The organism is Martinezella lusitana (assembly GCF_016901135.1).
GTDB classification, from domain to species: domain Bacteria; phylum Pseudomonadota; class Alphaproteobacteria; order Rhizobiales; family Rhizobiaceae; genus Rhizobium; species Rhizobium lusitanum_D.
Window position 1 is genome coordinate 641,528 of record NZ_JAFEVL010000048.1, and the last position, 22,865, is coordinate 664,392.

General features: G+C 60.9%; 20 protein-coding genes and 1 other RNA gene. 13 read left to right on the forward strand and 8 right to left on the reverse strand.

What is annotated here, in order from left to right:
- The first annotated feature begins 46 nt into the window (after positions 1-46).
- The 3 genes from JTP94_RS23925 to JTP94_RS23935 all read left to right on the forward strand — a co-directional run bounded on the left by JTP94_RS23925 (position 47) and on the right by JTP94_RS23935 (position 3,409).
- A complete protein-coding gene (locus JTP94_RS23925) occupies positions 47-1,213 on the forward strand; it encodes an ABC transporter substrate-binding protein (protein ID WP_204852902.1) in 1,167 nt (388 codons plus the stop codon).
- A gap of 103 nt (positions 1,214-1,316) precedes the next feature.
- A complete protein-coding gene (locus JTP94_RS23930) occupies positions 1,317-2,201 on the forward strand; it encodes a DUF1932 domain-containing protein (RefSeq protein ID WP_204852903.1) in 885 nt (294 codons plus the stop codon).
- A 26-nt stretch (positions 2,202-2,227) separates the two neighbouring features.
- Positions 2,228-3,409, forward strand: coding sequence for a LysR family transcriptional regulator (locus tag JTP94_RS23935; protein ID WP_409456623.1), 1,182 nt, complete (start codon positions 2,228-2,230; stop codon positions 3,407-3,409).
- Positions 3,410-3,426: 17 nt separating this feature from the next.
- On the opposite strand, the gene JTP94_RS23940 is transcribed toward JTP94_RS23935, so the two are convergent.
- Entirely contained in the window at positions 3,427-3,993 is a 567-nt protein-coding gene (locus JTP94_RS23940) for an XRE family transcriptional regulator (RefSeq protein WP_204852905.1), read from the reverse strand.
- A 241-nt stretch (positions 3,994-4,234) separates the two neighbouring features.
- On the opposite strand from JTP94_RS23940, the gene JTP94_RS23945 reads away from it, so the two are divergent.
- On the forward strand, positions 4,235-4,762 hold the full coding sequence (locus JTP94_RS23945) for a GNAT family N-acetyltransferase (RefSeq protein ID WP_204852906.1): 528 nt from the start codon (positions 4,235-4,237) through the stop codon (positions 4,760-4,762).
- A gap of 79 nt (positions 4,763-4,841) precedes the next feature.
- Here JTP94_RS23945 and JTP94_RS23950 read toward each other — a convergent pair whose 3' ends face one another.
- Positions 4,842-5,762, reverse strand: coding sequence for a thymidylate synthase (locus tag JTP94_RS23950; RefSeq protein ID WP_204852907.1), 921 nt, complete (start codon positions 5,760-5,762; stop codon positions 4,842-4,844).
- Positions 5,763-5,964: 202 nt separating this feature from the next.
- On the opposite strand from JTP94_RS23950, the gene ssrA reads away from it, so the two are divergent.
- From ssrA to JTP94_RS23970, 4 genes are all read left to right on the forward strand, one after another.
- Positions 5,965-6,335, forward strand: a transfer-messenger RNA (tmRNA) gene (gene ssrA, locus JTP94_RS23955).
- A 120-nt stretch (positions 6,336-6,455) separates the two neighbouring features.
- Positions 6,456-6,962 (forward strand): SspB family protein, encoded by a 507-nt coding sequence (locus tag JTP94_RS23960; protein WP_204852908.1) that lies wholly within the window; start codon positions 6,456-6,458, stop codon positions 6,960-6,962.
- A gap of 55 nt (positions 6,963-7,017) precedes the next feature.
- Positions 7,018-7,212: a DUF4169 family protein gene (locus JTP94_RS23965; RefSeq protein ID WP_204852909.1), complete on the forward strand. Its 195-nt coding sequence runs from the start codon at positions 7,018-7,020 to the stop codon at positions 7,210-7,212.
- Positions 7,213-7,319: 107 nt separating this feature from the next.
- Positions 7,320-7,532 carry a ribbon-helix-helix domain-containing protein gene (locus tag JTP94_RS23970; protein WP_204852910.1) on the forward strand — a complete coding sequence of 71 codons (213 nt, stop codon included), beginning with the start codon at positions 7,320-7,322 and terminating at the stop codon, positions 7,530-7,532.
- Positions 7,533-7,598: 66 nt separating this feature from the next.
- On the opposite strand, the gene JTP94_RS23975 is transcribed toward JTP94_RS23970, so the two are convergent.
- Positions 7,599-11,306, reverse strand: coding sequence for an AsmA family protein (locus tag JTP94_RS23975; protein WP_204852911.1), 3,708 nt, complete (start codon positions 11,304-11,306; stop codon positions 7,599-7,601).
- A 250-nt stretch (positions 11,307-11,556) separates the two neighbouring features.
- Complete coding sequence (locus tag JTP94_RS23980) at positions 11,557-12,969, reverse strand: FAD-binding oxidoreductase (protein ID WP_204852912.1); 1,413 nt, start codon at positions 12,967-12,969, stop codon at positions 11,557-11,559.
- 353 nt (positions 12,970-13,322) lie between these two features.
- On the opposite strand from JTP94_RS23980, the gene JTP94_RS23985 reads away from it, so the two are divergent.
- The 4 genes from JTP94_RS23985 (at position 13,323) to JTP94_RS24000 (ending at position 16,211) form a co-directional block, all read left to right on the forward strand.
- On the forward strand, positions 13,323-14,117 hold the full coding sequence (locus tag JTP94_RS23985; protein ID WP_204852913.1) for a transporter substrate-binding domain-containing protein: 795 nt from the start codon (positions 13,323-13,325) through the stop codon (positions 14,115-14,117).
- A gap of 63 nt (positions 14,118-14,180) precedes the next feature.
- Positions 14,181-14,852 carry an amino acid ABC transporter permease gene (locus JTP94_RS23990; protein ID WP_204852914.1) on the forward strand — a complete coding sequence of 224 codons (672 nt, stop codon included), beginning with the start codon at positions 14,181-14,183 and terminating at the stop codon, positions 14,850-14,852.
- Positions 14,849-15,508 (forward strand): amino acid ABC transporter permease, encoded by a 660-nt coding sequence (locus tag JTP94_RS23995; protein WP_204852915.1) that lies wholly within the window; start codon positions 14,849-14,851, stop codon positions 15,506-15,508. Before JTP94_RS23990 ends, JTP94_RS23995 begins: the two co-directional genes overlap by 4 nt.
- A complete protein-coding gene (locus tag JTP94_RS24000) occupies positions 15,486-16,211 on the forward strand; it encodes an amino acid ABC transporter ATP-binding protein (protein WP_204852916.1) in 726 nt (241 codons plus the stop codon). The genes JTP94_RS23995 and JTP94_RS24000 overlap by 23 nt, the downstream gene beginning before the upstream one ends.
- A gap of 7 nt (positions 16,212-16,218) precedes the next feature.
- On the opposite strand, the gene JTP94_RS24005 is transcribed toward JTP94_RS24000, so the two are convergent.
- On the reverse strand, positions 16,219-17,115 hold the full coding sequence (locus tag JTP94_RS24005; RefSeq protein WP_204852917.1) for an AraC family transcriptional regulator: 897 nt from the start codon (positions 17,113-17,115) through the stop codon (positions 16,219-16,221).
- Positions 17,116-17,129: 14 nt separating this feature from the next.
- Between JTP94_RS24005 and JTP94_RS24010 the strand changes: the two genes are divergently transcribed.
- Positions 17,130-17,537: a DUF2000 family protein gene (locus tag JTP94_RS24010; protein ID WP_204852918.1), complete on the forward strand. Its 408-nt coding sequence runs from the start codon at positions 17,130-17,132 to the stop codon at positions 17,535-17,537.
- Between the two features lie 58 nt (positions 17,538-17,595).
- On the opposite strand, the gene JTP94_RS24015 is transcribed toward JTP94_RS24010, so the two are convergent.
- The 3 genes from JTP94_RS24015 to JTP94_RS24025 all read right to left on the reverse strand — a co-directional run bounded on the left by JTP94_RS24015 (position 17,596) and on the right by JTP94_RS24025 (position 22,860).
- Positions 17,596-18,264: an OmpA family protein gene (locus tag JTP94_RS24015; protein WP_204852919.1), complete on the reverse strand. Its 669-nt coding sequence runs from the start codon at positions 18,262-18,264 to the stop codon at positions 17,596-17,598.
- A gap of 197 nt (positions 18,265-18,461) precedes the next feature.
- On the reverse strand, positions 18,462-19,475 hold the full coding sequence (locus JTP94_RS24020) for a flagellin (RefSeq protein ID WP_204852920.1): 1,014 nt from the start codon (positions 19,473-19,475) through the stop codon (positions 18,462-18,464).
- A 250-nt stretch (positions 19,476-19,725) separates the two neighbouring features.
- Positions 19,726-22,860 (reverse strand): efflux RND transporter permease subunit, encoded by a 3,135-nt coding sequence (locus JTP94_RS24025; protein ID WP_204852921.1) that lies wholly within the window; start codon positions 22,858-22,860, stop codon positions 19,726-19,728.
- Positions 22,861-22,865: the final 5 nt, after the last annotated feature.

Below are 22,865 nucleotides of genomic sequence, written 5' to 3' on the forward strand. Positions count from 1 at the left end.
GGACTAAAGCCGCGCCAAAAACACATGGGTTTAACAGGAGGAGAGAATGAGCATCAGGAAACTGGCATTAGGCGCAATCGCGGCAATCGGCCTCATGGGCGCAGCCGCGCCGAGTTATGCCGAAGATACGGTCAAGATCGGCGTCGTCATTCCGCTCACCGGCGGATTCCAGTCCAACGGCCGCCAGATCAGCGCGGCGATCAAGACCTTCGTGGCGACCAGGGGCAACACGGCGGGCGGGAAAAAGGTCGAGCTGATCGTCAAGGATGACGCGAGTGCGGCGGATAACTCCCTGCGGCTGGCGCAGGAACTGGTGACCAACGACAAGGTCTCCATCCTCACAGGCTTCGGCAATACGCCCGCCGCTCTGTCCGTGGCGCAATTGTCGAAGCGGGCGAAGATCCCGCAGGTCATCATGGTCGCCGCGACCTCTTCGATCATGAACGCCTCGCCCTATATGCTGCGGACCTCGTGGACGATCCCGCAGGTGGCGAGCATCATCGGCAAGTGGGCTCCGGAAAACGGCGCGAAGAAATTCGTCAGCATCGTTTCCGATTATGGTCCGGGCGCAGACGCGGAGAAATGGTTTCAGCAGACCATCGAGGCCAATGGCGGCACGGTCATTTCGAAGCTGAAGGTGCCGCTTGCCAATCCGGATTTCGCGCCCTTCCTGCAGCGCGCGGCGGATGAAAAGCCGGAAGCGCTCTTCGTCTTCGTTCCCACCGGTGCTGGTGCTGCCTTCATGAAGCAGTTCGTCGAGCGCGGTCTCGACAAGTCAGGCATCAAGGTCATCGCCATGGCCGACGTCACCGACGAAGACCTCCTGAACAATATGGGCGACCCGACGATCGGCGTCGTTACCGGCGGCCCCTATTCCGCAAGCCACGACTCCGCCGAGAACGAGGCTTTCGTGGAAGCCTTCAAGAAGGCGAATGACGGCATGCGCCCGAACATGGTCGCGGTTGCCGCCTGGGACGCGCTCGACCTGATCTACAAGACCCTCGACAAGACCAAGGGCGACGCGACCGGCGACACCTTCGTCACCGCCGCCAAGGGCATGAAGCTCGATAGCCCGAGGGGGCCGATCTCGATCGATCCGGACACACGCGACATCGTCCAGGATATCTACATGCGCAAGGTCGAGAAGGTCGGCGGCGAATTGTACAATGTCGAGTTCAAGACCTACGAAAACGTTAGGGATCCCGCTCACTGAGCGATGATCCCTTCGGGGAGGGCCGTGCCACACAACGGCCCTCCTTCTTGCAGGCGTTGCCTGCAATCCGACCCACCGACTTTTCGCATGAGGGACCAGTCGCATGTCGACGATCGCATTCATCGGCTTCGGAGAGGCCGCACAGGCCTTTGCTTCCGGCTGGAAAACCGTCGAAAACAATCCAATCGAAACCCCTCTCGCCATCTTCGACATCAAGGTCGCCGATGCCGCGTCCCGGTCAGCCCTGCTCGATGCCTGCGCGCGACTTGCGGTCGCCTGCACAGAGACCCCGCGAGACGCGATCACTGGGAGGACATGGATATTCAGCCTCGTGACCGCCGATCGCGCCCTCGAAGCCGCAGAGATGATTGCGCCGCATATCGACGAGGGCGCACTCTATCTCGACTGCAATTCCTGCTCGCCATCAACCAAGATCGCGGCCGCCGACGTCATCGAACAGACGGGCGCCCACTATGTCGATGTCGCCGTAATGGCGCCCGTCCACCCTGCCCGCCACCGCACGCCACTGCTTCTTGCGGGCAGCGAGGCGGCGAAGGCCGAGGGGTTCCTGACGCGCCTCGGGATGAATGCCCGCATTGCCGGCGACAAAGTCGGACAGGCATCCTCGATCAAGATGCTGCGCTCCGTCATGATCAAGGGTTTCGAGGCGCTGACGACCGAATGCGTGCTGGCTGCCCGCCGCGCCGGCGTCGAAGAGGCCGTTCTGGCCTCGCTGCAAGCGTCAGACCCCGGCATCGATTGGAAGGCGCGCTGCGCCTACAATCTCGAACGCATGATGGTCCACGGCGTGCGTCGCGCCGCCGAGATGGAGGAAGTGGTCGTCACCCTGCGCGACCTCGGCCTGCCGGATGGAATGGCCGCCGCCACCGTTGACTGGCAGCGGCGAATTGGCAATCTAGGCCTAAGCGCCGCCGATCTGTCGCTGACTGAGCGCATAGACCGGATACTGGGGCGCCTTCTGACTTGAATTCCACGCGAAAGACAGAGGCGGAGTTGCAGCATAATCTTCGTCATCTGCGGGTTTTTCTGACGGTCGTGGATACCGCCTCGGTCACGAAAGCCGCCGACCTGTGCCATGTGTCGCAGCCCGCGGTCACGCAGGCCCTCTCCAAGATCGAACGCGGCGTCGGCATGCCGCTTTTCACGCGCACCACACAGGGCCTGTTCGTCAACAAGCAGGGCGAAGTGCTCGCGCGCCGCGTCAGGCGCGCCTTCGGCTATCTCGACCCGGCATTATCGGAACTGAGCCCGAGGCTGCGGATAACGGCGACGACGGCGCAGCTTCAGGCGTTGATCGCCGTGCGCGAGGCGGAAAACTTCACGCTTGCCGCGCGCCGCCTCGGCCTTGCCCAACCAACCGTGCACCGCGCCGTCACGCAATTCGAACAGGAGGCCGCCCGTCCGCTGTTCGAGCGCACCTCCTATGGCATCGTCGCCACGCGCGCGGCACAGACGCTCGCCCAGGCCGCAAGACTGGCCTTCGCGGAACTTGCGCAGGCGGAAGCCGATCTTGCCGAAACGGTTTCGGAAGAAGCAGGCCGCATCGTCATCGGCGCGATGCCGTTGTCGCGATCCTATGTGCTGCCGCAAGCAATCGCCAGCTTCCGCAAGTTTCGTCCGAAGACATCAATACAGGTTTTGGAGGGCCCTTACGCCGATCTCCTGGCGGGCCTAAGACGCGGTGAAATCGACTTCCTGATCGGCGCCCTGCGTGATCCCGCGCCGATCGGCGATGTTGAGCAGCAGGTGCTCTTCGCCGATACCCTGGTGCTGGTCGCCGGTCGCGATCATCCCCTGACGAAAAAGCAGAGCGTCGCCGTCGAGGAACTGGCACGGTATCCTTGGGTCGTCGCATTGAAAGGCACGCCGATCCGCGGCCATTTCGACGCCATGTTCGATGCGCTGGGAGAGAGGCCGTCCGGCATCGTCGAATCTTCCTCCCTCATCCTCATGCGCGAGCTGCTGGACAGAACGGATCATCTCGGCTGCATATCCTATCTGCAGGCCGAGGCGGAACTGCTGCGCGGGCTGCTCAAGGCCCTGCCCTGCAATCTCGATCACACCGCGCGGCCGATCGGGCTAACGCTGAGGTCCGGCTGGATGCCGACGGCTGCCCAGGACCTGTTTTTGCACTTCGTCCGCGAAAGGGTGAACGCGCCGTCGGAAGCAACTTAGCCGCCGCGACAATTGCTCTACGCGTTGCGGAGAACAAGGACGGCATAGATGCAGGACCTGCCGCTTTCATTCTTGAACACGCAATCCGTCGGCGGGCCAAGCTCGAGACAATCCCCTGCCGACATCCGATGCCTCACATCGCCTTCGAGAAAAGTCAGCTGCCCCTCCAGCACCCATATGAGCTGCCGCATGAAAGCATAGGCCGATGCCGGCATGGGAACATCGGCTCCCGCGGGCAATTCGATGCGAACCAGATCCAGCGGCAGGTCCGACTTCGGGGACACATGCCGCCGCTCGTAGCCGGTCTGCGGATCGACCCAGACGGGCTGATCCTCCTTCTTCAGGAAACGGCCCTGCTGCATTTCAGCACGCGCCATCAATGTCGACATGCTCAGGCTGAAAGCACCTGACAACTTGCCGAGCAGCGTCGCCGTCGGACTGCTCTCGCCGCGTTCGATCTTATGGATCATGGCGCGGGAAACAGCGGAACGTTCGGCAAGCTCCGTCAGCGACCAGCCGCGGCTCTCGCGTTCGATGCGAATGCGCGCACCGATGCGCCTATCGATTTCATCAAGTTGAGACATCGTTTTACTATAGTAGACTACCCTGAGGATAGCAATCTGGAAATCCACACCATCTCTATGACTAAATAATTGATATATTGATATAATATGTGCAAACTGCTTCGTGCCATGGGTCGTCCGGTTATCAGCTTACTGGTTTTTATGACAACATAGTGGACAAGCTCGGAAATCGGCGTATGACAGAGTGAAACGATCAATCACACCAGAATCCAATTGAGTGGATAGCTTCACGGAGCAATCGATGCAAATTCGCGATGCCAATGACGAAGATGTCGCGGGAATAACCGCGATCTACAACGACGCCGTCGTCAACACAGCCGCGATCTGGAACGAAACACAGGTCGACACGGACAATCGAAAGCGATGGCTGCAGGATCGACACAGGCTGGGCTATCCGGTGCTGGTCGCCATCGACGATCGCGGCGAAGTCGTCGGATATGCCTCATTCGGTGACTGGCGGGCGTTCGACGGCTATCGGCACACGGTCGAGCATTCCGTCTATGTCCGCAATGATCAATATCGAAGCGGTATCGGCAGGGCGTTGATGGTCGAGCTGATCGAGCGAGCCAAGATCATCGGAAAGCACGCGATAATCGCCGGCATCGAGGCCGGCAACGTTGCTTCGATCAGGCTCCATGAGAAGCTCGGCTTTAAGCAGGTCGGCCTTCTCCCGGAAGTCGGCACGAAATTCGGACGATGGCTCGATCTGGCGTTCCTGCAACTGCTGCTCGATCGGCGCACTGATCCCGATACCCCACCCTCAGCCTGAAAGTGCCGGATACCATGCCGATCGCGGTCGCAACGTTCATCCTCGCCGGAGCAGCGCTCGTTGCCGGGCGAAACGCCGCTTAAACGGCGACCTCGGCCGCGATGGCCGCGTGCGGCTCGTAGCCCACGACTTCGAAATCCTCGATGCGGTAGCCGTCTATGCTGTCAGGCCGGCGCAGCAAGCGCAGGGTCGGGAACGGCCTGGGATCGCGGCTCAACTGCTCGCGGATCGCATCCAGATGGTTGAGATAGAGGTGCACGTCGCCGCCCGACCAGACCAGCTCTCCCAGATCCATGTCTACCTGCTGCGCAACCATGGCCAACAAAGCCGCCTGCTGGGAGATATTGAACGGGTTCCCCAGGAACAGATCGCAGGAGCGCTGGAAGACCATGAGACTAAGGCGCGGACGCCGGCCTTCAGCTCCGGATATGTTCGACACATGGAACTGATAGACCATGTGGCAGGGATGCAGCGCCATGTCGGCCAACTCACCGACATTCCATGCATGGAAGATCATCCGGCGGCTGCTGGGATTGGTCTTCAGGTCGTGGATGACCGATGCGAGCTGATCGTGCACCCGGCCCTCGGCATCGCGCCATTGCCGCCATTGCTTGCCATAGACCGGGCCAAGATCGCCCCATTCGAGCGCAAAAGCCTCGTCAGCCAGAACCCGCGCCTCGAAAGCGATCTGATCGATGTTCTCGCCGGTAGCCTTGCGATATTTCGCCAACGGCCAATCGGTCCAGATCCGCACGTTTTCCTTGAGGAGATTGCGGATGTTCGTATCGCCAGTCAGGAACCAGAGCATTTCCTTGACGGCGAGCTTCCAGTAGACGCGCTTGGTCGTGAAGACCGGGAACTGCCCCTTCGAGAGATCGAAGCGCATCATCGCTCCGAGGCCGCTCAGGGTGCCGACGCCCGTTCTATCGATCCGGCGATCACCGTTCTCGAGCAGGTGCGCCATCAGGTCGAGATATTGATACTCCGGGTGACGAACCATCTTCAGCTCCGAAATCGCTCTTGAAGTTTTCCGGGCAGCTCGAGTGCCGCCAGCGGCAGTTCGCCGCCGCGCGCCCGGCCGATTCCTTTTTCGCAATTCTAGTGACAAGCTCGTGTGAAACCAACCGCGGCTGACAATAATCCCACCGAATCTCTGTCTTCCTGCCGCAAACCGATGTTTCGGCAAAGCATTTATGACAATTGCCCTTCCCTTCGCCCGCGGAAAACATTATATCACCCATGCCGGTCTTCGGGCCGGCTATGGCGATAAATGAGCGGTGTAATAAACCTATTGGACCCGGGGGCGGTACCCGGCGCCTCCACCAAAAACCGGCCGGCCAAACTGGCGTCAGACCGGCTTTTGATGGGGGCGAAACAGGATCGACAAGGGTGTAAAGATCGACTTTTTGCTCGGCATTGTACCGCCGTTATCGGGCTAAAATTGTAGTTGCAAATGACAACTATGCGGAAGCTCGTCTCGCTGCTTAATCGCGGTGTGACACTTCAAATAAAGTCCTAAGGGGTCGCACTCTTGGGCGGGGTTCGAAGGCACCTGGCAACAGAAGCCTTCACCTTATCCTCCAGTGCTATATTATATGTGACGAGGCGATGACTCGCGCACGGGGCTTTCCCGTCGACGTTCGGCGTGGCATAAGCCTTAGAAAAAGCATGGGCCAACGAAAGACAGGAAAGCATGGCGCAGGATCACATCCGCTACGACATTTTGGCACAGGACGCCCTGCGTGGAGTTATACGCAAGGTGTTGACCGAGGTCGGCGCCTCCGGCCGTTTGCCCGGTGATCATCATTTCTTCATCACCTTCCTGACGGGCGCTCCCGGTGTGCGCATTTCGCAGCACCTGAAGTCGAAGTATCCAGAGCAGATGACTATCGTCATCCAGCATCAGTTCTGGGATATGAAAGTTACGGAGAGCCAGTTCGAGATCGGCCTGTCTTTCTCCGACGTCCCCGAAAAGCTGGTCATCCCCTTCAACGCGGTCCGCGGCTTCTACGATCCTTCCGTCAACTTCGAACTGGAGTTCGACGTGCCGTTGGCCGACGAAGAGGACATCACCTCCAGCGAGATCACCGCCTATCCGGTGCCGGCCGAACATGCCGAAGAGCCGGCAACGGCCAAGGACGGCGAGGAAAAGAAGCCAGGTTCCGTCGTCTCTCTCGACGCATTCCGCAAGAAGCAGTGAGCATGTTGGGGAAGCGTCCGCTTCCCCTTTCCACATCGGCAACGGGAAAAGATCGATGAACGCCGAAATCGTCAATCTGCGCCAGTTCCGCAAGAAACAGGTTCGTTCCGAGAAAGAAAAGCAGGCAGAACAGAACCGCATCACGTTCGGCCGTCCCAAGGCTGAAAAGAACCTGACGAAGGCGCTCAACGACAAGGCCACAAAAGAACACGAGGCCGGTCGTAGGGAGATGCCTGAAACAGACGACTGATTGCTGCGCCAGAATTAAAAAACTTCCGAAATCAGTTGCTTACTCGTGCATTTTGAATCACGTTAGAAATATCCCACCGTTTCCGATTTTTTTTGATCGACCCGCCGATGATCCGTAAACATTCCGCGACGCTGCATGGCCATCGCACGAGCTTTTCCCTTGAGGATGCCTTCTGGACAGAACTGAAGGCAATTGCCAATGTGCACGGCACTTCGCTCGCAGCGCTGATTTCCGAAATCGACGATGGACGCGACGCAGAGAGCAATCTCTCCTCCGCGCTGCGTCTCTATGTTCTCAAGTGGCTGAAGGAACGCAATTAGCGTCGCTGCTCCCGATTACGGCATCCGGTTGAAACCATTGCTGCCCATGCCGCACAAAGCCATGCGCTATTGGGCAACACCGGGCAATCCGTTGAAGTTCAACGGCGCTGTCGGCTGCGGCGACTGGCCGTTGAGCGCTGGCAATTGCTGGACCTCGGCTTTGGCACGAGCTTCGGCGGCTGCCTTGGCCTTAGCCTCCTCTTCCGCTTGCTTCTGCGCCGCTGCTTGCCTCATCAAATCGCGCAGCCGGATTTCTTCGGCCCGCCGCTGCTGCTCGATGGCGGCGTCGCGCTGCCGTTGGGCTTCGCGCGCAACGGCCACGTATTTGTAAAGCGAGACCTCGCGCCGGAGCCGCTGCTTTTCGAGTACATTGGCCTGAAGGCGCTCGACGCGCCGGCGCTCGCGCTCGAAAGCGCGCAGCGACAGGAAGCTGGTGACGTCGCTCACGTCCATCGTCCGGCCGGGCGTTGCCAGCGGGCCGGCGAAATCGAGGCGCAAAGCCGGCTCGGCGCCACTCTGCGCCTCGCTTGCAGCATTGAAGTCGATGCCAAGAGAGCCGCGCATTCGCTCATCCGGCAAGCTGATTTCGGCATTGCCGGAGAGCTTCGCCACATCGTTGCCGGCAACGATGTTCGTAGCACGCACGACGCCGGTGGAGACATTGAACGGTATGCTCGTGGCCGGCAGCACGGCTTCGCCATTGTTGAGCAGCGTCTGCACGATCGGCAACACCTTGTCGGCCGTGATATCGCCCTGGATCTGATCCGTCGCCGACAGCAAGGGCGGCAGGACGGACAGATTGAGGCCACGCACATGAGTCTCCCCGAGCTTGACCTCGCCCGAACCACTGGCATTGGCCGCAAGGTCGCCCATGCTCTTGCCGCTGGCTTCGACATTCATGGCCAGGCCGAAGCGGCCGCTGGCAAGTGGCGCACCGTCACGTTGCCAGGCGACCGCGGCAAGATCGCCATTGGCGAGGCTGAGCTTCGTTTGCATCAGTCCGATGCCGTCGGAATTGGCGAGCATCAGGCTGCCATTCAGCGTGCCGCCGTTCCAGCCGCCGGACAGATCGTTCAGCCGCAATTCCTCGCCCTTGTAGGCGACATTGCCGGTGAAATTCGAAATGGGACCGAATATGCCCGGCCATACCTGCTTCGCCGAAAGCTTGATGCCGATATCGAGCCCGCTGAAAGCCGGCAATCCGAGCTTGTCCTTGGTCAGGTTGCCGGTTTTGACGTCCGTGATCGGACCATAAATCGCCTCGGCCAGCCAGCCGAGATCCGCCTTGTCGAGCGCCAATTCCCCGGTCGCCTTTATGTTCGGCGCTTTTCTGTCGAAGGTGAGCGCGCCCGACACATTGTTGTCGGCAAACAGTCCCTTCATATCGGAGAATACGATCTTGTCGGGGCTGACAGCGGCGTTGGCCTGGAACTTGACCGGCAAGCCGGTGCCCATCTGCGGGATGCCGATGCCGTTCATGACGAAATAGGGATCGAGATCGGCGCTATCGAGCGACAGTGCGACGTTGCCGTTGAGGAAGCTGTCGGGGCGCACATCGACCTTGCCGTTCGCGGTGAACGAGGTCTTGTCGGTCGCGAAAGTCAGCGCCGCATCGGCCGGATCGGTGCCGCTGGCGGACACTTTCAACGTCATGCGGCCATTGGCATCGGCTTCGACCGGCAGCGGATCGAGACCAGCCTGGCCGAAGAGGATAGACGTCACGGAATTTTCGAGTGTTCCTTCCAGCGTCGTCGTGCCCTTGCCTGCGAACGCCGCCAGATCGGACATGCGGTAATCGAAATTGACGCGGCTGCCGTTCGAAACGCCGGCGAGCGTCACTGTCAATGCATTGTCCTGATCGCCGCCGAGCGTCACCGCGCCGCGAAGCGCGGTATTTCCATACCAGGCGGCATTGCGCACCAGACGATCCATGACAGGATGATGGGGCAGATGCTGGCGCAGCATCTCGAAGAAGGGGCCGGGATCGGCCGCCTTGAAGGTGATTTCGCCCGATCCCTTGTAGCTCGACGGCGAACCGTCGGCGCGGCCCGTCGCGGTGATCTCCGCGCCGGCGACATCGCGTACCGCAAGCTTGTCAAGCGTCAGCGCGCCATCCGCGATAGAGAACGACGTATCGACATCGTCGGCCGGCACGCCGAAGGCGACGAATTTCGCAGCCTGCAGATGGGCGGTGATCCGGTGATCGAAAAGGGATTCGCCGGCGTCCTGACCGGTGAACAGACCGGTCAACGCTCTCAGCGCATCGAGATCGAACGCATCGCCGGTAAGATCGACGGCAAGCTTTGGCGCATCCTTGTCGTTCGGCGCCTGGCGATCGAGGCGGCCCTTGAGCGTAGCCGACCCGATGGCGATCTCCAGATTCTCGAAGCGCTGCTCCTCATGCCGCAAGCTGACGTCAGCGGAGAAGCCGGCCTGGCGCAGTTGGCGGATAGACGGATCCACGGATCCCACCAGCCAGGAGGCCAGGCCAGAGGGCTGGCTGGAGGCGACGACGAGATTGCCGATGAAATTCGGCTCGCCCTGCAGCATCAGATTGCCGCGAGCCTCGACCTGCGTGCGCCCAGGCAGCGTGCCGATCGCATGATCGATCTTCCAGCCCGTTCCGGCCGGCTCGAGATCGAGCTGCACGTCACGGATGGTCGTGTCGCCGGCAACGATCGCGGGCAACCGGAAGGTCGCCTTACCGGGCACTTGCGGCACCGGAATTTCCGCCGCGGTCGCGATCAGGCTGTTCAAACGTTGGCGCGCCGAAACGGCCGGGTTCCGGTTGGTCTTGCCATTGGGGCCTTTGCTGTTACCCAGGCGATTGACGTCGATCTGCTGGCCATCGGCAGTCAGCAGAAACTCCGGCTTGGTCCCGGTATCCAGCGTCGCCTCGCCTGTCACCACGTAGGGATCGTCGGCAGCGCCGACTTCCAGGCGATACTCCGGAACGCGGATACGATCGTTGGTCAGCTCGAAACGCCCCTTGATGCGAGGCTGGACTTGCTGGTCGCCAGAATTGCCGGAACGTTTGTCATCAACCCCGGCGTTGAACGAACCCATGTAGTCCGGTCTGCTGTTGACCAGCTTCAACTCGCCATCGAGATCGACATTGAGCGGATGCCGGTCAGGCATCAGCCGGGTACGAACGCGCAAAACGCCGTTGTCATCAGGCTGGCTGCTGGAAACACTGAAGTTGCCATGCTCGCCATCGAGCGCCGCATCGCCTTCGATCCGCCATGGCCCTGCCAGCGATTTCGCCGACATTTCAGCATTGAAACCGGTAATATGCCGGGTGCGGCCCAATTGCTCGTCGACAAACAGGATGTCCCCCTCTTCGACATGGACGCTTTCAAGCACCACCGATTTGGCGGGAATTTCGGGCTGGCTGCCGCGCATCCAGTCCAATGTGCCATCCTTCAGCAACCGCAGGCGCACCTTCGGCTTCGACACGCGCATATCGAAGATCAGGGCTTCGCCGGAAAGGAAGGGCGCCAGCTCGGCATCCATGGAGAATTCGTCGACCTGCACCAATGGCGTTCCGTCGGTCTCCTGGCCAACGCGAACATCATGCAGCGTCACGGATGGAAAGGGCAGAAGGCGAGCATCGACGGTGCCGTGGACGGTCACCTTCTTGCCGATGATACGGCTCGCCTGATCCTCGAAATTCTTACGAAAATCGGTCCAGTCTATGAAGAGCGGAGCGAGCAGCGCCATGAACAGCACTACTACGAGCAATCCACCCAGAAAAACCAGGACCCTACCTAACAATGCGCACCGTCTCCAATCTTCATTCCAAATAAGCGATGAACCGTAACCTATCGGAGCACATACACCACATTGCCCCGGATACGCACGTTTCTATCCGATGCCATTGCAAAATCGCATCATTTTTCCCGAACGATGCCGCGTGATCCAGCGCATCCTGGCCGCCTTCCATGACAAAGGTCGGAAAAGGGTGGCTCAAACCTAGCTCCATTCACGCGGGTAGCAAGCCAAGATCATGGGAATGCTCCACCTTTCAATGGGCGTGGAATATCTTACCGGGGTTGAAAATGGCATCGGGATCGAGCGCTTCCTTGATCTGTCGCATCAAATCGACGGCATCGCCGAGCTCCTGTTCGAGGAACGACATTTTGCCCTGCCCCACGCCATGCTCGCCTGTGCACGTTCCGTCCATGGCCAGCGCACGCGCATTGAGGCGGGCAACAAAGTTCTCGACCGTTGCGATGCCTTCCGGGGTCTTGTCGTCGAACAGGACAAGCACGTGGAAATTGCCGTCGCCGGCATGGCCGACGATCGGCGCCAACAATCCATTCGCCTCGATATCGGCCTGGGTCTCCGCGACACACTCGGCCAGCCGCGATATCGGCACGCAGACGTCGGTCGACAGCGCCGCCAGGTCGGGCGCAAGCGCGCGCGCTGCCCAATAGGCATCATGCCGCGCCTTCCAGAGCTTGTTGCGCTCCTCCGCATTAACAGTCCAAAGGAATTCGCCGCCGCCGCATTCGGCTGCGATCTCGGCGAATTGTGCCGATTGCAGCGCAACGGTCTCGTCGGTGCCGTGAAACTCGAGGAAAAGCGTGGGCTTCTCGTCAAAGGTCAGGCCGGAATAGCGGTTGCAGGCCCGCAGCTGCATGGCATCGAGCAACTCGATACGCGCAACGGGAATGCCCATCTGGATCGTCATGATGACGGCATCGCATGCCGACTGGATATCGGGAAAGGCGCAGGCGCCGCCGGCGATCTTCTGGGGAATTCCCTGCAGGCGCAGCGTCACCGACGTCAGCACGCCAAGCGTTCCTTCCGCGCCGACGAAGAGCCGGGTCAGATCATAGCCGGCGGACGATTTCTTGGCGCGGCGGGCGGTGCGAATTTCTTCGCCATTGGCGGTAACGACGGTCAATGCCAGCACGTTGTCCTTCATCGTGCCGTAGCGGACCGCATTCGTGCCCGAGGCGCGGGTGGACGCCATGCCGCCGATCGAGGCATTGGCGCCGGGGTCGATCGGGAAGAACAGGCCGGTGTCACGAAGATAGGTGTTGAGCTCTTCGCGCGTCACACCGGGCTCGACGGTGCAATCCAGATCCTCGGCATTCACTTCAAGAACCCGGTTCATCCGGCTGAAATCGATGCAAATTCCGCCCTGCGGTGCATTTACCTGCCCTTCCAGCGAAGAGCCCGTGCCGAAGGGGATGACAGGCACCTTATGCTCGGCGCAAGCCTTGACGACAGCCTGCACGTCCTCGCGCGTTTCGGCGAAAATCACGCCGTCGGGAAGCTGCGCGGGAATATAGGTGGTCGTATGGGCATGCTGGGCGCGGAAGCTTTCGCCGGTCTGGAAGCGCTCTCCGAATGCCTGCTTCAGAATGCCGAGAACGGCTGATATCCCCGCCTCGTTGCGTTTTCCCGCCTTAGCGTCAGCCAGCACCATCTTCCGAATCTCCCATCGCGAGCGTCAAAGGACGTTAACCTTTTGTCGGTTCTATGGGACATAGATGTGGCGGTGTCCAGCCATGAAAATGATCCACCGTTCTCGCGCCACATCGCCCCTTGCGCCTTTTGCATGAGTGCCCGTTTGGAGCGCCCTGGATAGACGCGCGCAAAGAAACGCCGCGACCTTAAAATGCGCATTTTTTAGGCAAGCGCTGGCAAACTATCCATCGAAGATGAAACCCTCTCGCGAGGATACCCGCGGCGGTCCGACATGAACGTCATGCCAGCGACTGGCATGGGTCTTGCCTTTTGCCTTCCAGCTTTCACATAGCTCGATTGGAAGGACATTCGATGAAGCGCAGACAATTGCTCATGGCACTCGGCATCGCGATACTCGCGACGGGATCGTTTTCCGCCCCGCACGCAGCCCGGGCGGATGCCTTGAGCGACATAGCATCGCGCGGCACGCTCCGCGTCGCCGTTCCGCAGGACTTTCCGCCTTTCGGCAGCGTCGGCACGGATATGGCGCCGATGGGCTATGACATCGACATGGCCAACCTGATCGGCGAAAAACTTGGCGTAAAGACAGAACTCGTGCCGGTCACCAGTGCCAACCGCATTCCCTACCTGCAGACGAACAAGGTCGATCTGGTGATTTCGAGCCTCGGCAAGAATGCCGAACGCCAGGCCGTCATCGATTTCTCGGATGCCTATGCGCCCTTCTTCAACGGGATATTCGGCCCTGCCGACACCGCCGCCGCCAAGCCGGAGGATCTTTCCGGCAAGACCATCGGCGTCACTCGTGGCGCGATCGAGGATCTGGCGCTGACCAAGGTCGCGCCGCAGGACGCGACGATCAAGCGCTACGAAGACAATAACGGCACCATCTCCGCCTTCCTCTCCGGCCAGGTGCAGTTGATCGCGACGGGCAACGTCGTCGCGGCGGCAATTCTCGCCAAGAACCCGCCGAAAAAGCCCGAGATGAAATTCCTCATCACCAACTCCCCCTGCTACATCGGCTTCAACAAGAGCGAGCCGGCCCTACAGAAGAAGGTCGATGAGATCATCGCCGCCGCCAAGACCGATGGGACGTTGAACAAGATATCGCAGAAGTGGCTCGGTGCCGATCTTCCCGCCGGCTTCTGATCAACGCACGACGAACCGCACCGTTAGCTGGCGGCGCGGTCCGTCCGAGCGAGGTATCTTCCCATGCGCTATCATTTCGACTTCGGCTGGCTCGCCGAATATTACCCAGTCCTGATCAAGGGCATCCTTGTCACCCTGGAGCTGACTCTGATCGGCGCCGTGCTCGGCATCATCCTCGGCATCGCCTGCGCCTGGGCGCGCGCGCTCGGCCCACGCTGGCTCAAGCCCATCGTTGCAACCTATGTCGAGCTGATCCGCAACACGCCGTTCCTGATCCAGCTCTTCTTCATCTTCTTCGGCCTGCCCGGCATCGGCGTCCAGATGAACGAGATGACCGCGGCCAATCTCGCCATGGTCATCAATCTCGGCGCCTATAGCTGCGAGATCATCCGCGCCGGCATACAGGCAACACCGCGCGGCCAGTTCGAGGCCGGTGCGAGCCTCGCCATGACGCCGTTCGAGACCTTCTGGCATGTCGTCCTCGTTCCTTCCCTGCAACGTATCTGGCCTGCACTATCGTCGCAGGTCGTCATCGTCATGCTCGGCTCATCGGTCGTCTCGCAGATCGCGGCAGAGGATCTGACCTTCGCGGCAAACTTCATCCAGTCGCGCTCGTTCCGCGCCTTCGAAGCCTATTTCGTGTCCACGGCGATCTATCTGGTGCTGGCAGTCCTGCTCCGGCAGACGCTCTCCGGCGTCGGCGCATTGATCTTTCCACGCAGGGTCCGCCGATGATCCAGTTCACCACATGGGATATTCTTCGCGGCCTCTTGCTGGCCACGCGCTGGACGATACTTCTGTCGCTCGTCTCCTTTGCCGGCGGCGCCATCGTCGGTGCCATCCTGCTGTTCCTGCGCATCGGCAAGCGCAAGGCCGGCCGCATCGCCGTTAAATACTTCGTTGAGCTGTTTCAGGGCACACCGCTGCTGATGCAGCTCTTCCTCGCCTTCTTCGGCCTCGGGCTCTTCGGCATCGACGTGCCGGCATGGCTGGCCGCCGGTGCTGCGCTGACCCTCTGGTCGGCCGCCTTTCTCACCGAGATCTGGCGCGGCTGCGTCGAGGCGGTCGCGAAGGGACAATGGGAAGCCTCCGCCAGCCTCGGCATGGGTTACATCCAGCAGATGCGCTACGTCATCCTGCCACAGGCGCTGCGCATCGCCGTGCCGCCGACGGTTGGCTTCTCCGTGCAGGTCGTCAAGGGCACGGCGCTGACCTCGATCATCGGCTTCGTCGAGCTGTCGAAGGCCGGCACCATCATCACCAATGCGACCTTCCAGCCATTCACCGTCTATGGCTTCGTCGCGCTCATCTATTTTGCCCTGTGCTGGCCGCTGTCGAGAAGCAGCCAGATCCTGGAGAGGAAGCTCAATGTCGCTCATCGAGGTCACTGAAGTCCGCAAGAGCTTTGGCACCAACGAGGTCCTGAAAGGCATCAACCTCGATGTCGAGCCGGGCGAAGTGATCGCCATCATCGGCAAGAGCGGCTCGGGCAAATCGACGCTGCTGCGCTGCATCAACGGGTTGGAGACGATCAACGACGGCTCGATCTCCGTCGCCGGCGCGCAGCTTCTGCCCGATGACCTGCATCTGAAAGCCCTGCGGCTGAAGGTCGGGATGATCTTTCAGCAGTTCAACCTCTTTCCGCATCTGAGTGCGGGACGCAACGTCATGCTGTCGCAGATGGTCGTCAAGAAGATCGCCAAGGCCGAAGCCGAGGCCACGGCACGCCGCATGCTCGATCGCGTCGGCCTCGGGCATAAGTTCGACGCCTTTCCGGACGAACTTTCCGGCGGCCAGCAGCAGCGCGTCGCCATTGCCAGGGCGCTCGCCATGCAGCCGATCGCGCTTCTCTGTGATGAGATCACGTCAGCCCTCGACCCGGAGCTTGTGGCCGAGGTTCTGGCCGTCGTGCGCGAGCTGGCAGGCGAAGGCATGACGCTGCTGATGGTGACGCATGAGATGAAGTTCGCCCGCGACGTCTGCTCCCGCGTCGTCTTCATGCATCAGGGCCGGGTGCATGAAATCGGGCCGCCGGGCGAAGTCTTCGCCAATCCGCAGACGCCGGAGCTCAAGCAGTTCCTCGGCCTTCACTGAAAGCCGGTCAGCCTCGCTGTCCGGCTCCTCGCACCATACCGCCCCATGCGCCCGGTGCGATGCCGAAGGCTTTCTTGAAATGCCGCGTCAAATGACTCTGATCGGCAAAACCGGTCGCGGCGGCGACCTCGGCGATCGACTCGCCCTTGCCGATCATCACTTTCGCCTGCTGCAGCCGCCGCATCAGCAGGAAGCGGTGCGGACTCGTGGCAAAGGCGGCGCGGAAATGCCGCGCGAGCGCAAAGCGATCAAGGCCGGTGATGCGCTCGAGCTCCTGTGAACGCACGTCGCGCGTGACATGCGCTTCCAGATACTCCCGCGCCGCTTTCGCCTGCCCCCAGGCGATGCTGCCCAATGGCCTTTGCGGCAGGCGCGCATGCTGGACGAGGCCATCGGCAAGCCGGGAAACGAAATCGTCGACGAAGAGCTCGTCCAGCTCGCGATCGAGCTCGCCGAGTGCCGCCAGCAGCAGGCCGGCAAGGCGGCTATCCTCAATGACAGGCTCGTCGACGAAGGGCAGCCCGATACGAGCTGCCTCCAGGCACTGAAACAGCAAGGAAGGCTCCAGATAGAGCATGCGATAGACGAGGCCGTCATCGGTCGCCGCCCCGCCATCATGCAATTCGTCGGGATGAAGGACGATCACCCGCCCCGGCAGGCTGTAGCGCTGCTCGCCGCGATAACGGAAGGTCTGAACGCCGCGCATGGTGACACCCAGCGCATGGGTGTCGTGGCGATGCAGTTCGAAGGCATCGCCGCGAAACTGCGCCTGAATGCGCTCGATACCTGGATAGGCGGGCGCGGACAGGATGCGGTTGGCGTCGGGTGCCACGCACAAACGTTCAAGACCCTCGAAGATCTGTCCAGCTACACCGTCGCTTAACGTCTCATTTCCCGACTGCATGAAAGTGACCACCGATGTTCGATACCAAAATCGCGATCGTTCTGCGAAGCGATCTTCAATCCTGGCAAAAACTGAATGTGACCGCGTTCCTGACAAGCGGCATTGCCGGACAAAGTCCGGAAATCATCGGCGAACCCTATCGCGATCGTGCCGGCAACGTCTACAACGCATTGTCCGTCCAGCCGATCATCGTCCTGTCAGCCGATGAGAAAGATATCGCCGCCATCCATCGCCGCTCACTGGAACGCGGCGTCACCTCCTCGCTCTTCATCGAGGAAATGTTCGCGACCGGCCATGATGCTGCCAATCGCGCCGTCTTCTCCGAATTCGCCCCCGAAGACGCCAAGGTCGTCGGCATCGCCCTACGCGCGGAGAAGAAGATCGTCGACAAGATCACCAAGGGCGCAAGCATGCATGCGTGATCGGGCGGCATAGGGAAACGGCCGGATCCTGAGACCCGGCCGCATTTGTTGAAGAGACTCAGCCGTTCTGGGTGATCGGCGCGATCTGGATCTCGACGCGGCGATTCTGGGCGCGGCCAGATTCGTTTGCGTTGGACGCAACCGGCTGCGTGGGACCGAAGCCGATAGCGGACATGCGGCGCTGGTCGATGCCCTGGCTGCCAAGATAGGAGGCAACCGAGCCGGCGCGGCGTTCGGACAGATCCTGGTTATGCTGCAGGCTGCCGGTCGAATCCGTGTGGCCGTTGACGTCGATCAGGGTGCGGTTGAACTTACGCAGAACGATTGCGACGGAATTGAGCGTCGGGAAGAACTCCGGCTTGATGGCGTCCTGGTCGATGTCGAAAGTGATCGCCGACGGCATGTTCAGAATGATGCGGTCGCCGGCACGGGTAACCGAAACGCCGGTACCCTGCAGCTGCGCGCGCAGCTCGGATTCCTGTTGGTCCATATAGTTGCCGATGCCGGCACCTGCGAGCGCACCGACGCCGGCGCCGATCAGCGCGGCATTGCGGCGCGAAGCCGGCGAATGACCGATGAGAAGACCAGCGACAGCACCGACACCGGCACCGAGCGCAGCACCGCCCGCCGTATTCGATACTTTCTGCTCGCCCGTATAGGGGTCGGTCGTGGTGCACGCGTTCAAAAAACCTGCCGCTAGGGCAAGAATGGCAATTTTCTTGATCATAGAATCGTCGCTCTCCGGTTCGATGGCCGCAGCAGATATGAAGCATTGCGGCAATATGATGAAGAGAAATCTTATCTGGACCTTTGTCCCCTGTGCATAGCGCAAAGGCATGGCATTTTCGGAAACCAACCGCCGCCCGCGATCTGCGGGGCCGACATCGACCCCGTTTCACCTTACCTGCGACGTGGGCCGGACGATCAGAGATTCTGGAAGAGCTGCAGCACCGTATTGTAGCTCGCATTGGCGATCGAAAGCGATTGCAGCCCGAGCTGCTGCTGCGTCTGCAGCGCTAATACCTTGCTCGACTGCTGTTCCATATCGGCATCCACAAGCTTGCCGACACCGCTGGTCAGCGAATCGCTGAGATTGCCGGCGAACTGGCTCTGAAGATTGACGCGTGCCTCCAGGGAGCCGAAGGCCGAGCCGATCGTGCTGAGCTGCTGCAGCATCGCCGTCACGGTATTGACCATATCGACGATGGCGCCCTTCGTCGTATTGGCATCGAGCGAAACTTCCACCTGGCCGCTGGTGTCGCCATTCTTGCTGTCGATGAGCACATAGTTCTTCGCCGCCCCGGCTTCGGTCGCAAAGGCCGTCGAGGTCAGCACGCCATAGCCGCCGGTGCCACTCGACTGATCGTCGACCAGGTATCGTGCATCCGTCGAGACGATGGTACCGCCCGTCGACGTTACGCCCTCGTAGTTCAGCATGCCGATCGAAATGCTTCCATTGGTGTGGCGAATGAGAGAGCCCGGCACCTGGTGCGGCTCGGTCGGGTCTTCGCCGTCCTGTAATACGATCCAGTTGACGCCGTTGAAGCTTGCCGACTCCGCGACATTGCGAAGCTGCTGCTTGAGCTCGGTAATCTCGTCATTGAGCTTCGTCTTGTCGACGCTCGTCTCAAAGGCGCTGACAAGCTTCGTTCGGATCTGCGTCACGATGTCGACCGCGCTGCTGACGCCCGTGGAGGCGGTGCTGACCGTGGATGCGGCAAGACCAAGCGCATCCTGCACCGCCGAAATGGCGCCGACATCGGTGCGTGTCAAAGTCGAGATTTTCCAGTATGTGGCGTCGTCTTTCACCGACTGCACGCGCAGGCCGGACGACATCTGCCGCTCTGCAGCAGTCAGTTTGGTCTTGGTGTCTCTCAGCACTTCAAGCGCTGTGGTGACAGAGGGATTGACCCTGATGGAGGTCGAAAAAATACTCACGGCACATGAACTCCGGACGCAAAAATACGCAACGAATACAAGGAGACATTGAAACCTTGCCGCGGGCGCTCATGCGCGCGGGCCGAACGTATCGGCGAACGGGGAGCCCGGCTAAAACAATGCCTGAACTCCGACGGTTACAGGTCACTATCATTAGCAAACATGCTTAAAAAAACGCTAATCGGAACGCATAATTTACCATAAATAAGCGCACAAGCTGCAACGGGCGCAACTCACCCGTGCTCGACTTTCATTCCGCAGCCCGCAGATTAGCCAGCTTCGCGCGCAGCACCGCGTCCGACATTTCCTCGTGCAGGCGTTGTTCTTCATGCGTCTGCGGCTTAGCGAAGCGGGCAATAAGGAGATAGGCGACGGGCGTGATGTAGAGCGTGACCAAGGTGGCGAAACCAAGTCCGCCGACGATCACCCAGCCGAGCGCTATGCGCGCTTCCGCGCCGGCACCTTCGGCAAACACCAGCGGCACGCCGCCGAGGATGGTCGCAATCATGGTCATCATGACGGGGCGCAGGCGGAGCGCGCAGGCTTTTTCGATTGCTTCACGCACGCCCTCGCCCTTGTCGCGAAGCTGGTTGGCGAACTCCACGATCAATATGCCGTTCTTCGCCATCACGCCGACAAGAAGCACCAGCCCGATCTGGCTATAGATGTTGAGGCTCGAACCGGTGATGACAAGCGCAAAGACGGCACAGGCAAGGCCAAGCGGCACCGTGGACATGATGATCAGCGACGACAGCACGCTTTCGAACTGCGCGGCAAGCACCAGGAAGATGATGATGATGGCAAAGCCGAAAGTGAGCGCCATTCCGCTGGAATTCTCCTCCAGCGTTGCCGCTTCCGCCAGCGGCATTAACCGCGCTCCGGGCGGCAACAGCGGCGTCGCGATCCTCGTCACCTCTTCGACGGCCTGTCCGAGCGACATGCCGTTCTTGAGGCCGGCGGTGATCGCAACCGAGGCCAGCTGCTGCTCACGGGTCAGCTGCGGCGCGACGGCATTTTCCTTCAATGTGGCAATAACCGACATCGGCACGATCTTGCCGTCGCCGGTCTTCAAATAGACGTTCTCAAGATCTGTGGGATCGTCGATCGGGCGCATCGTCGAGGTGAGCAGCACCGGATAGGAGTCGCCGGCGACGAAAACATCGACCACGGAACGCCCCTCGAGCAGCGACTGCAGCGCCACCGAAAGACCTGTGATATCAACCCCAAGATCGGACGCACGCTCGCGATCGATGGCAACGGAGACCTGGGCCTGGGTCGGTTCGTTGTTGAGACGCGGCGTGTCGAACTGCCCCGTTGCATCGAGCGCCTGCACCAGTTTCAGTGCCGCTTCAGTCAGCGCCTCGTGATTATTGCCAACGAGAGCCATCTGCACGCCGCTGCCGGCGCCGCGAATGCGCAGGCTGTTCGCCTGAATGACGTTCCCTCGAAGAGCAGGCACATTTGCCGTGGCGCGGTTGATATCGGAAACGATATCCTGCTGCGTGCGATGGCGCTCGCTCCAGGGCGCCAGCGTCAGCACCATAAAACCGCTATTCTCCTGGCCGTTCATGCCTGATATCGCATAGATATTGCGGATATCGCCGCTATCCATCAGCGGCTGCAGCCGCTCTTCGACGCGCTGCAACTGATCCTTCGTATAATCGAGGCCGGCGCCCTGCGGCGTCGTCAGTCGAAGCATGACCATGGCTCGGTCTTCGTTTGGCGTCAGTTCACTTTTAACATTCAGGAAGGCAAGGACGGCAGCGGCCGAGAACAGGGCGCAGAAGACGATGACCACAAGCGGTGCATTGAGACAGGCCCGTAGCGTCCGACGATAGACGGCGGCAAACAGCTCGCCGAAACGGCCGAGCATGCCATGATCCTCGCGCATCTCCTTGGTCAGCATGCGCGACGCGAGCATGGGGCAAAGCGTCAATGCCACGATCGACGACAGGCCGACGGAGAAGGCCAGTACGAAGCCGAATTCGCGGAACAGGCCGCCCACCTGCCCCGGCAGGAACGACAGCGGAATGAACACCGCGGCAAGCGTGGCCGTCGTCGCGATAACGGCGAAGAACACTTCGCGCGTGCCGAGCACGGCGGCGGCCCGCGGCCCGATTTTCTCGGCCCTGCGACGGACGATGTTTTCCAGCACGACGATGGCGTCGTCGACCACGAGGCCGGTGGCAAGCACGATCGCCAGCAGCGTCAGGATATTGACCGAGAAACCGACCATGTAGAGCGCGGCGAGCGTGCCCGTCAGCGCCACCGGCATGGTGACGACCGGGATCAGCGTTGCCCGCCAGTCTCTCAGGAAGAGATAGATGACGACGGTGACGATCAGCGCCGAAAGAACGAGTGCCAGCACGACCTCGTGGATCGCCCCCTGAATGAACACGGCATCGTCGCTGGTGATGGCGATGCGCGTTCCCTCGGGCAGCGACTTCGAAAGCTGCGCGACGACAGTCTTCACGCCTTCCGAGATATTGAGCGTATTCGATTGCGCCTGACGGATAATGCCGAGGCCAATCCCCTGCACGCCGTTGGAGCGCAGCGCAGTTGTCCCGTCGCGCGGGCCGAGCGTCACGGTGGCGACATCGGAAAGCCGCACACGGTCCTTGACCATCAGCCGCGCAAAATCCTCCGGCGTCTGCAGCGCTGCCGTCGCGCGCACGACGATATCCTGACGCGCGCTTTTCAGCGATCCCGCCGGCACGTCGAGTGCGGCGGTCGCAAGCGCCGTCGTCAGATCGCCGATCGTCAGCCCTCGCCCGGCAAGCGCTGCCTGATCGACATCGATACGGAAGACCTTCTCCTGATCGCCGTAGAGTTCGACATCGGCAACGCCCTCTACCGAAGCCAGCCGGTCGGTAATCTCCTTGTCGACGAGCTGCGTCAGGTCGTCCATCGTCAGAGTACTGGAGGTTACGGCAAGGCGCATGATCGGCTGCGAATCCGAATCCGCCTTGACGATCTGCGGCGCATCGGCCTGATCGGGCAATTGCTCGGTGATGCGGCCGATGGCGTCCCGGACATCGTTGGCGGCGACGGAAAGATCCGTGGCGTCGGAGAACTCCAGCGTCACCCTGCTCTGCCCGAAGGACGAGCTGGAGGAAACCGACTTCAGGCCGCTGACGCGGGCGACCGCACCTTCGATGACCTTGGTCAGCTCTTGATCGATTGTCTGTGGCGACGCGCCGTCGAACATGGTTCTCACGGTGACGACCGGACGGTCAACGTCCGGCAGCTCGCGCACCTCGACGCCGAAATAGGCGGCAAGGCCGGCAACGACCAGCAGCGTATTGAAGACCAGCGCCAGGATCGGCCGGCGCACGAAAAGCGCGGTGAAGGACTGCTTGCCCGAACCCGCGCCACCTTGGTTCATGTCAT

What these genes read in the sequence shown, in the direction of transcription:
- JTP94_RS24015 (WP_204852919.1), bottom strand. Translation starts at nt 18,264, where the DNA reads ATGATCAAGAAAATTGCCATTCTTGCCCTAGCGGCAGGTTTTTTGAAC.
- JTP94_RS24025 (WP_204852921.1), bottom strand. Translation starts at nt 22,860, where the DNA reads ATGAACCAAGGTGGCGCGGGTTCGGGCAAGCAGTCCTTCACCGCGCTT.
- JTP94_RS23930 (WP_204852903.1), top strand. Translation starts at nt 1,317, where the DNA reads ATGTCGACGATCGCATTCATCGGCTTCGGAGAGGCCGCACAGGCCTTT.
- JTP94_RS24005 (WP_204852917.1), bottom strand. Translation starts at nt 17,115, where the DNA reads ATGCAGTCGGGAAATGAGACGTTAAGCGACGGTGTAGCTGGACAGATC.
- JTP94_RS23940 (WP_204852905.1), bottom strand. Translation starts at nt 3,993, where the DNA reads ATGTCTCAACTTGATGAAATCGATAGGCGCATCGGTGCGCGCATTCGC.
- JTP94_RS23990 (WP_204852914.1), top strand. Translation starts at nt 14,181, where the DNA reads ATGCGCTATCATTTCGACTTCGGCTGGCTCGCCGAATATTACCCAGTC.
- JTP94_RS24000 (WP_204852916.1), top strand. Translation starts at nt 15,486, where the DNA reads ATGTCGCTCATCGAGGTCACTGAAGTCCGCAAGAGCTTTGGCACCAAC.
- JTP94_RS23965 (WP_204852909.1), top strand. Translation starts at nt 7,018, where the DNA reads ATGAACGCCGAAATCGTCAATCTGCGCCAGTTCCGCAAGAAACAGGTT.
- JTP94_RS23980 (WP_204852912.1), bottom strand. Translation starts at nt 12,969, where the DNA reads ATGGTGCTGGCTGACGCTAAGGCGGGAAAACGCAACGAGGCGGGGATA.
- JTP94_RS23950 (WP_204852907.1), bottom strand. Translation starts at nt 5,762, where the DNA reads ATGGTTCGTCACCCGGAGTATCAATATCTCGACCTGATGGCGCACCTG.
- JTP94_RS23970 (WP_204852910.1), top strand. Translation starts at nt 7,320, where the DNA reads ATGATCCGTAAACATTCCGCGACGCTGCATGGCCATCGCACGAGCTTT.
- JTP94_RS23960 (WP_204852908.1), top strand. Translation starts at nt 6,456, where the DNA reads ATGGCGCAGGATCACATCCGCTACGACATTTTGGCACAGGACGCCCTG.
- JTP94_RS23985 (WP_204852913.1), top strand. Translation starts at nt 13,323, where the DNA reads ATGAAGCGCAGACAATTGCTCATGGCACTCGGCATCGCGATACTCGCG.
- JTP94_RS24010 (WP_204852918.1), top strand. Translation starts at nt 17,130, where the DNA reads ATGTTCGATACCAAAATCGCGATCGTTCTGCGAAGCGATCTTCAATCC.
- JTP94_RS23945 (WP_204852906.1), top strand. Translation starts at nt 4,235, where the DNA reads ATGCAAATTCGCGATGCCAATGACGAAGATGTCGCGGGAATAACCGCG.
- JTP94_RS23995 (WP_204852915.1), top strand. Translation starts at nt 14,849, where the DNA reads ATGATCCAGTTCACCACATGGGATATTCTTCGCGGCCTCTTGCTGGCC.
- JTP94_RS23925 (WP_204852902.1), top strand. Translation starts at nt 47, where the DNA reads ATGAGCATCAGGAAACTGGCATTAGGCGCAATCGCGGCAATCGGCCTC.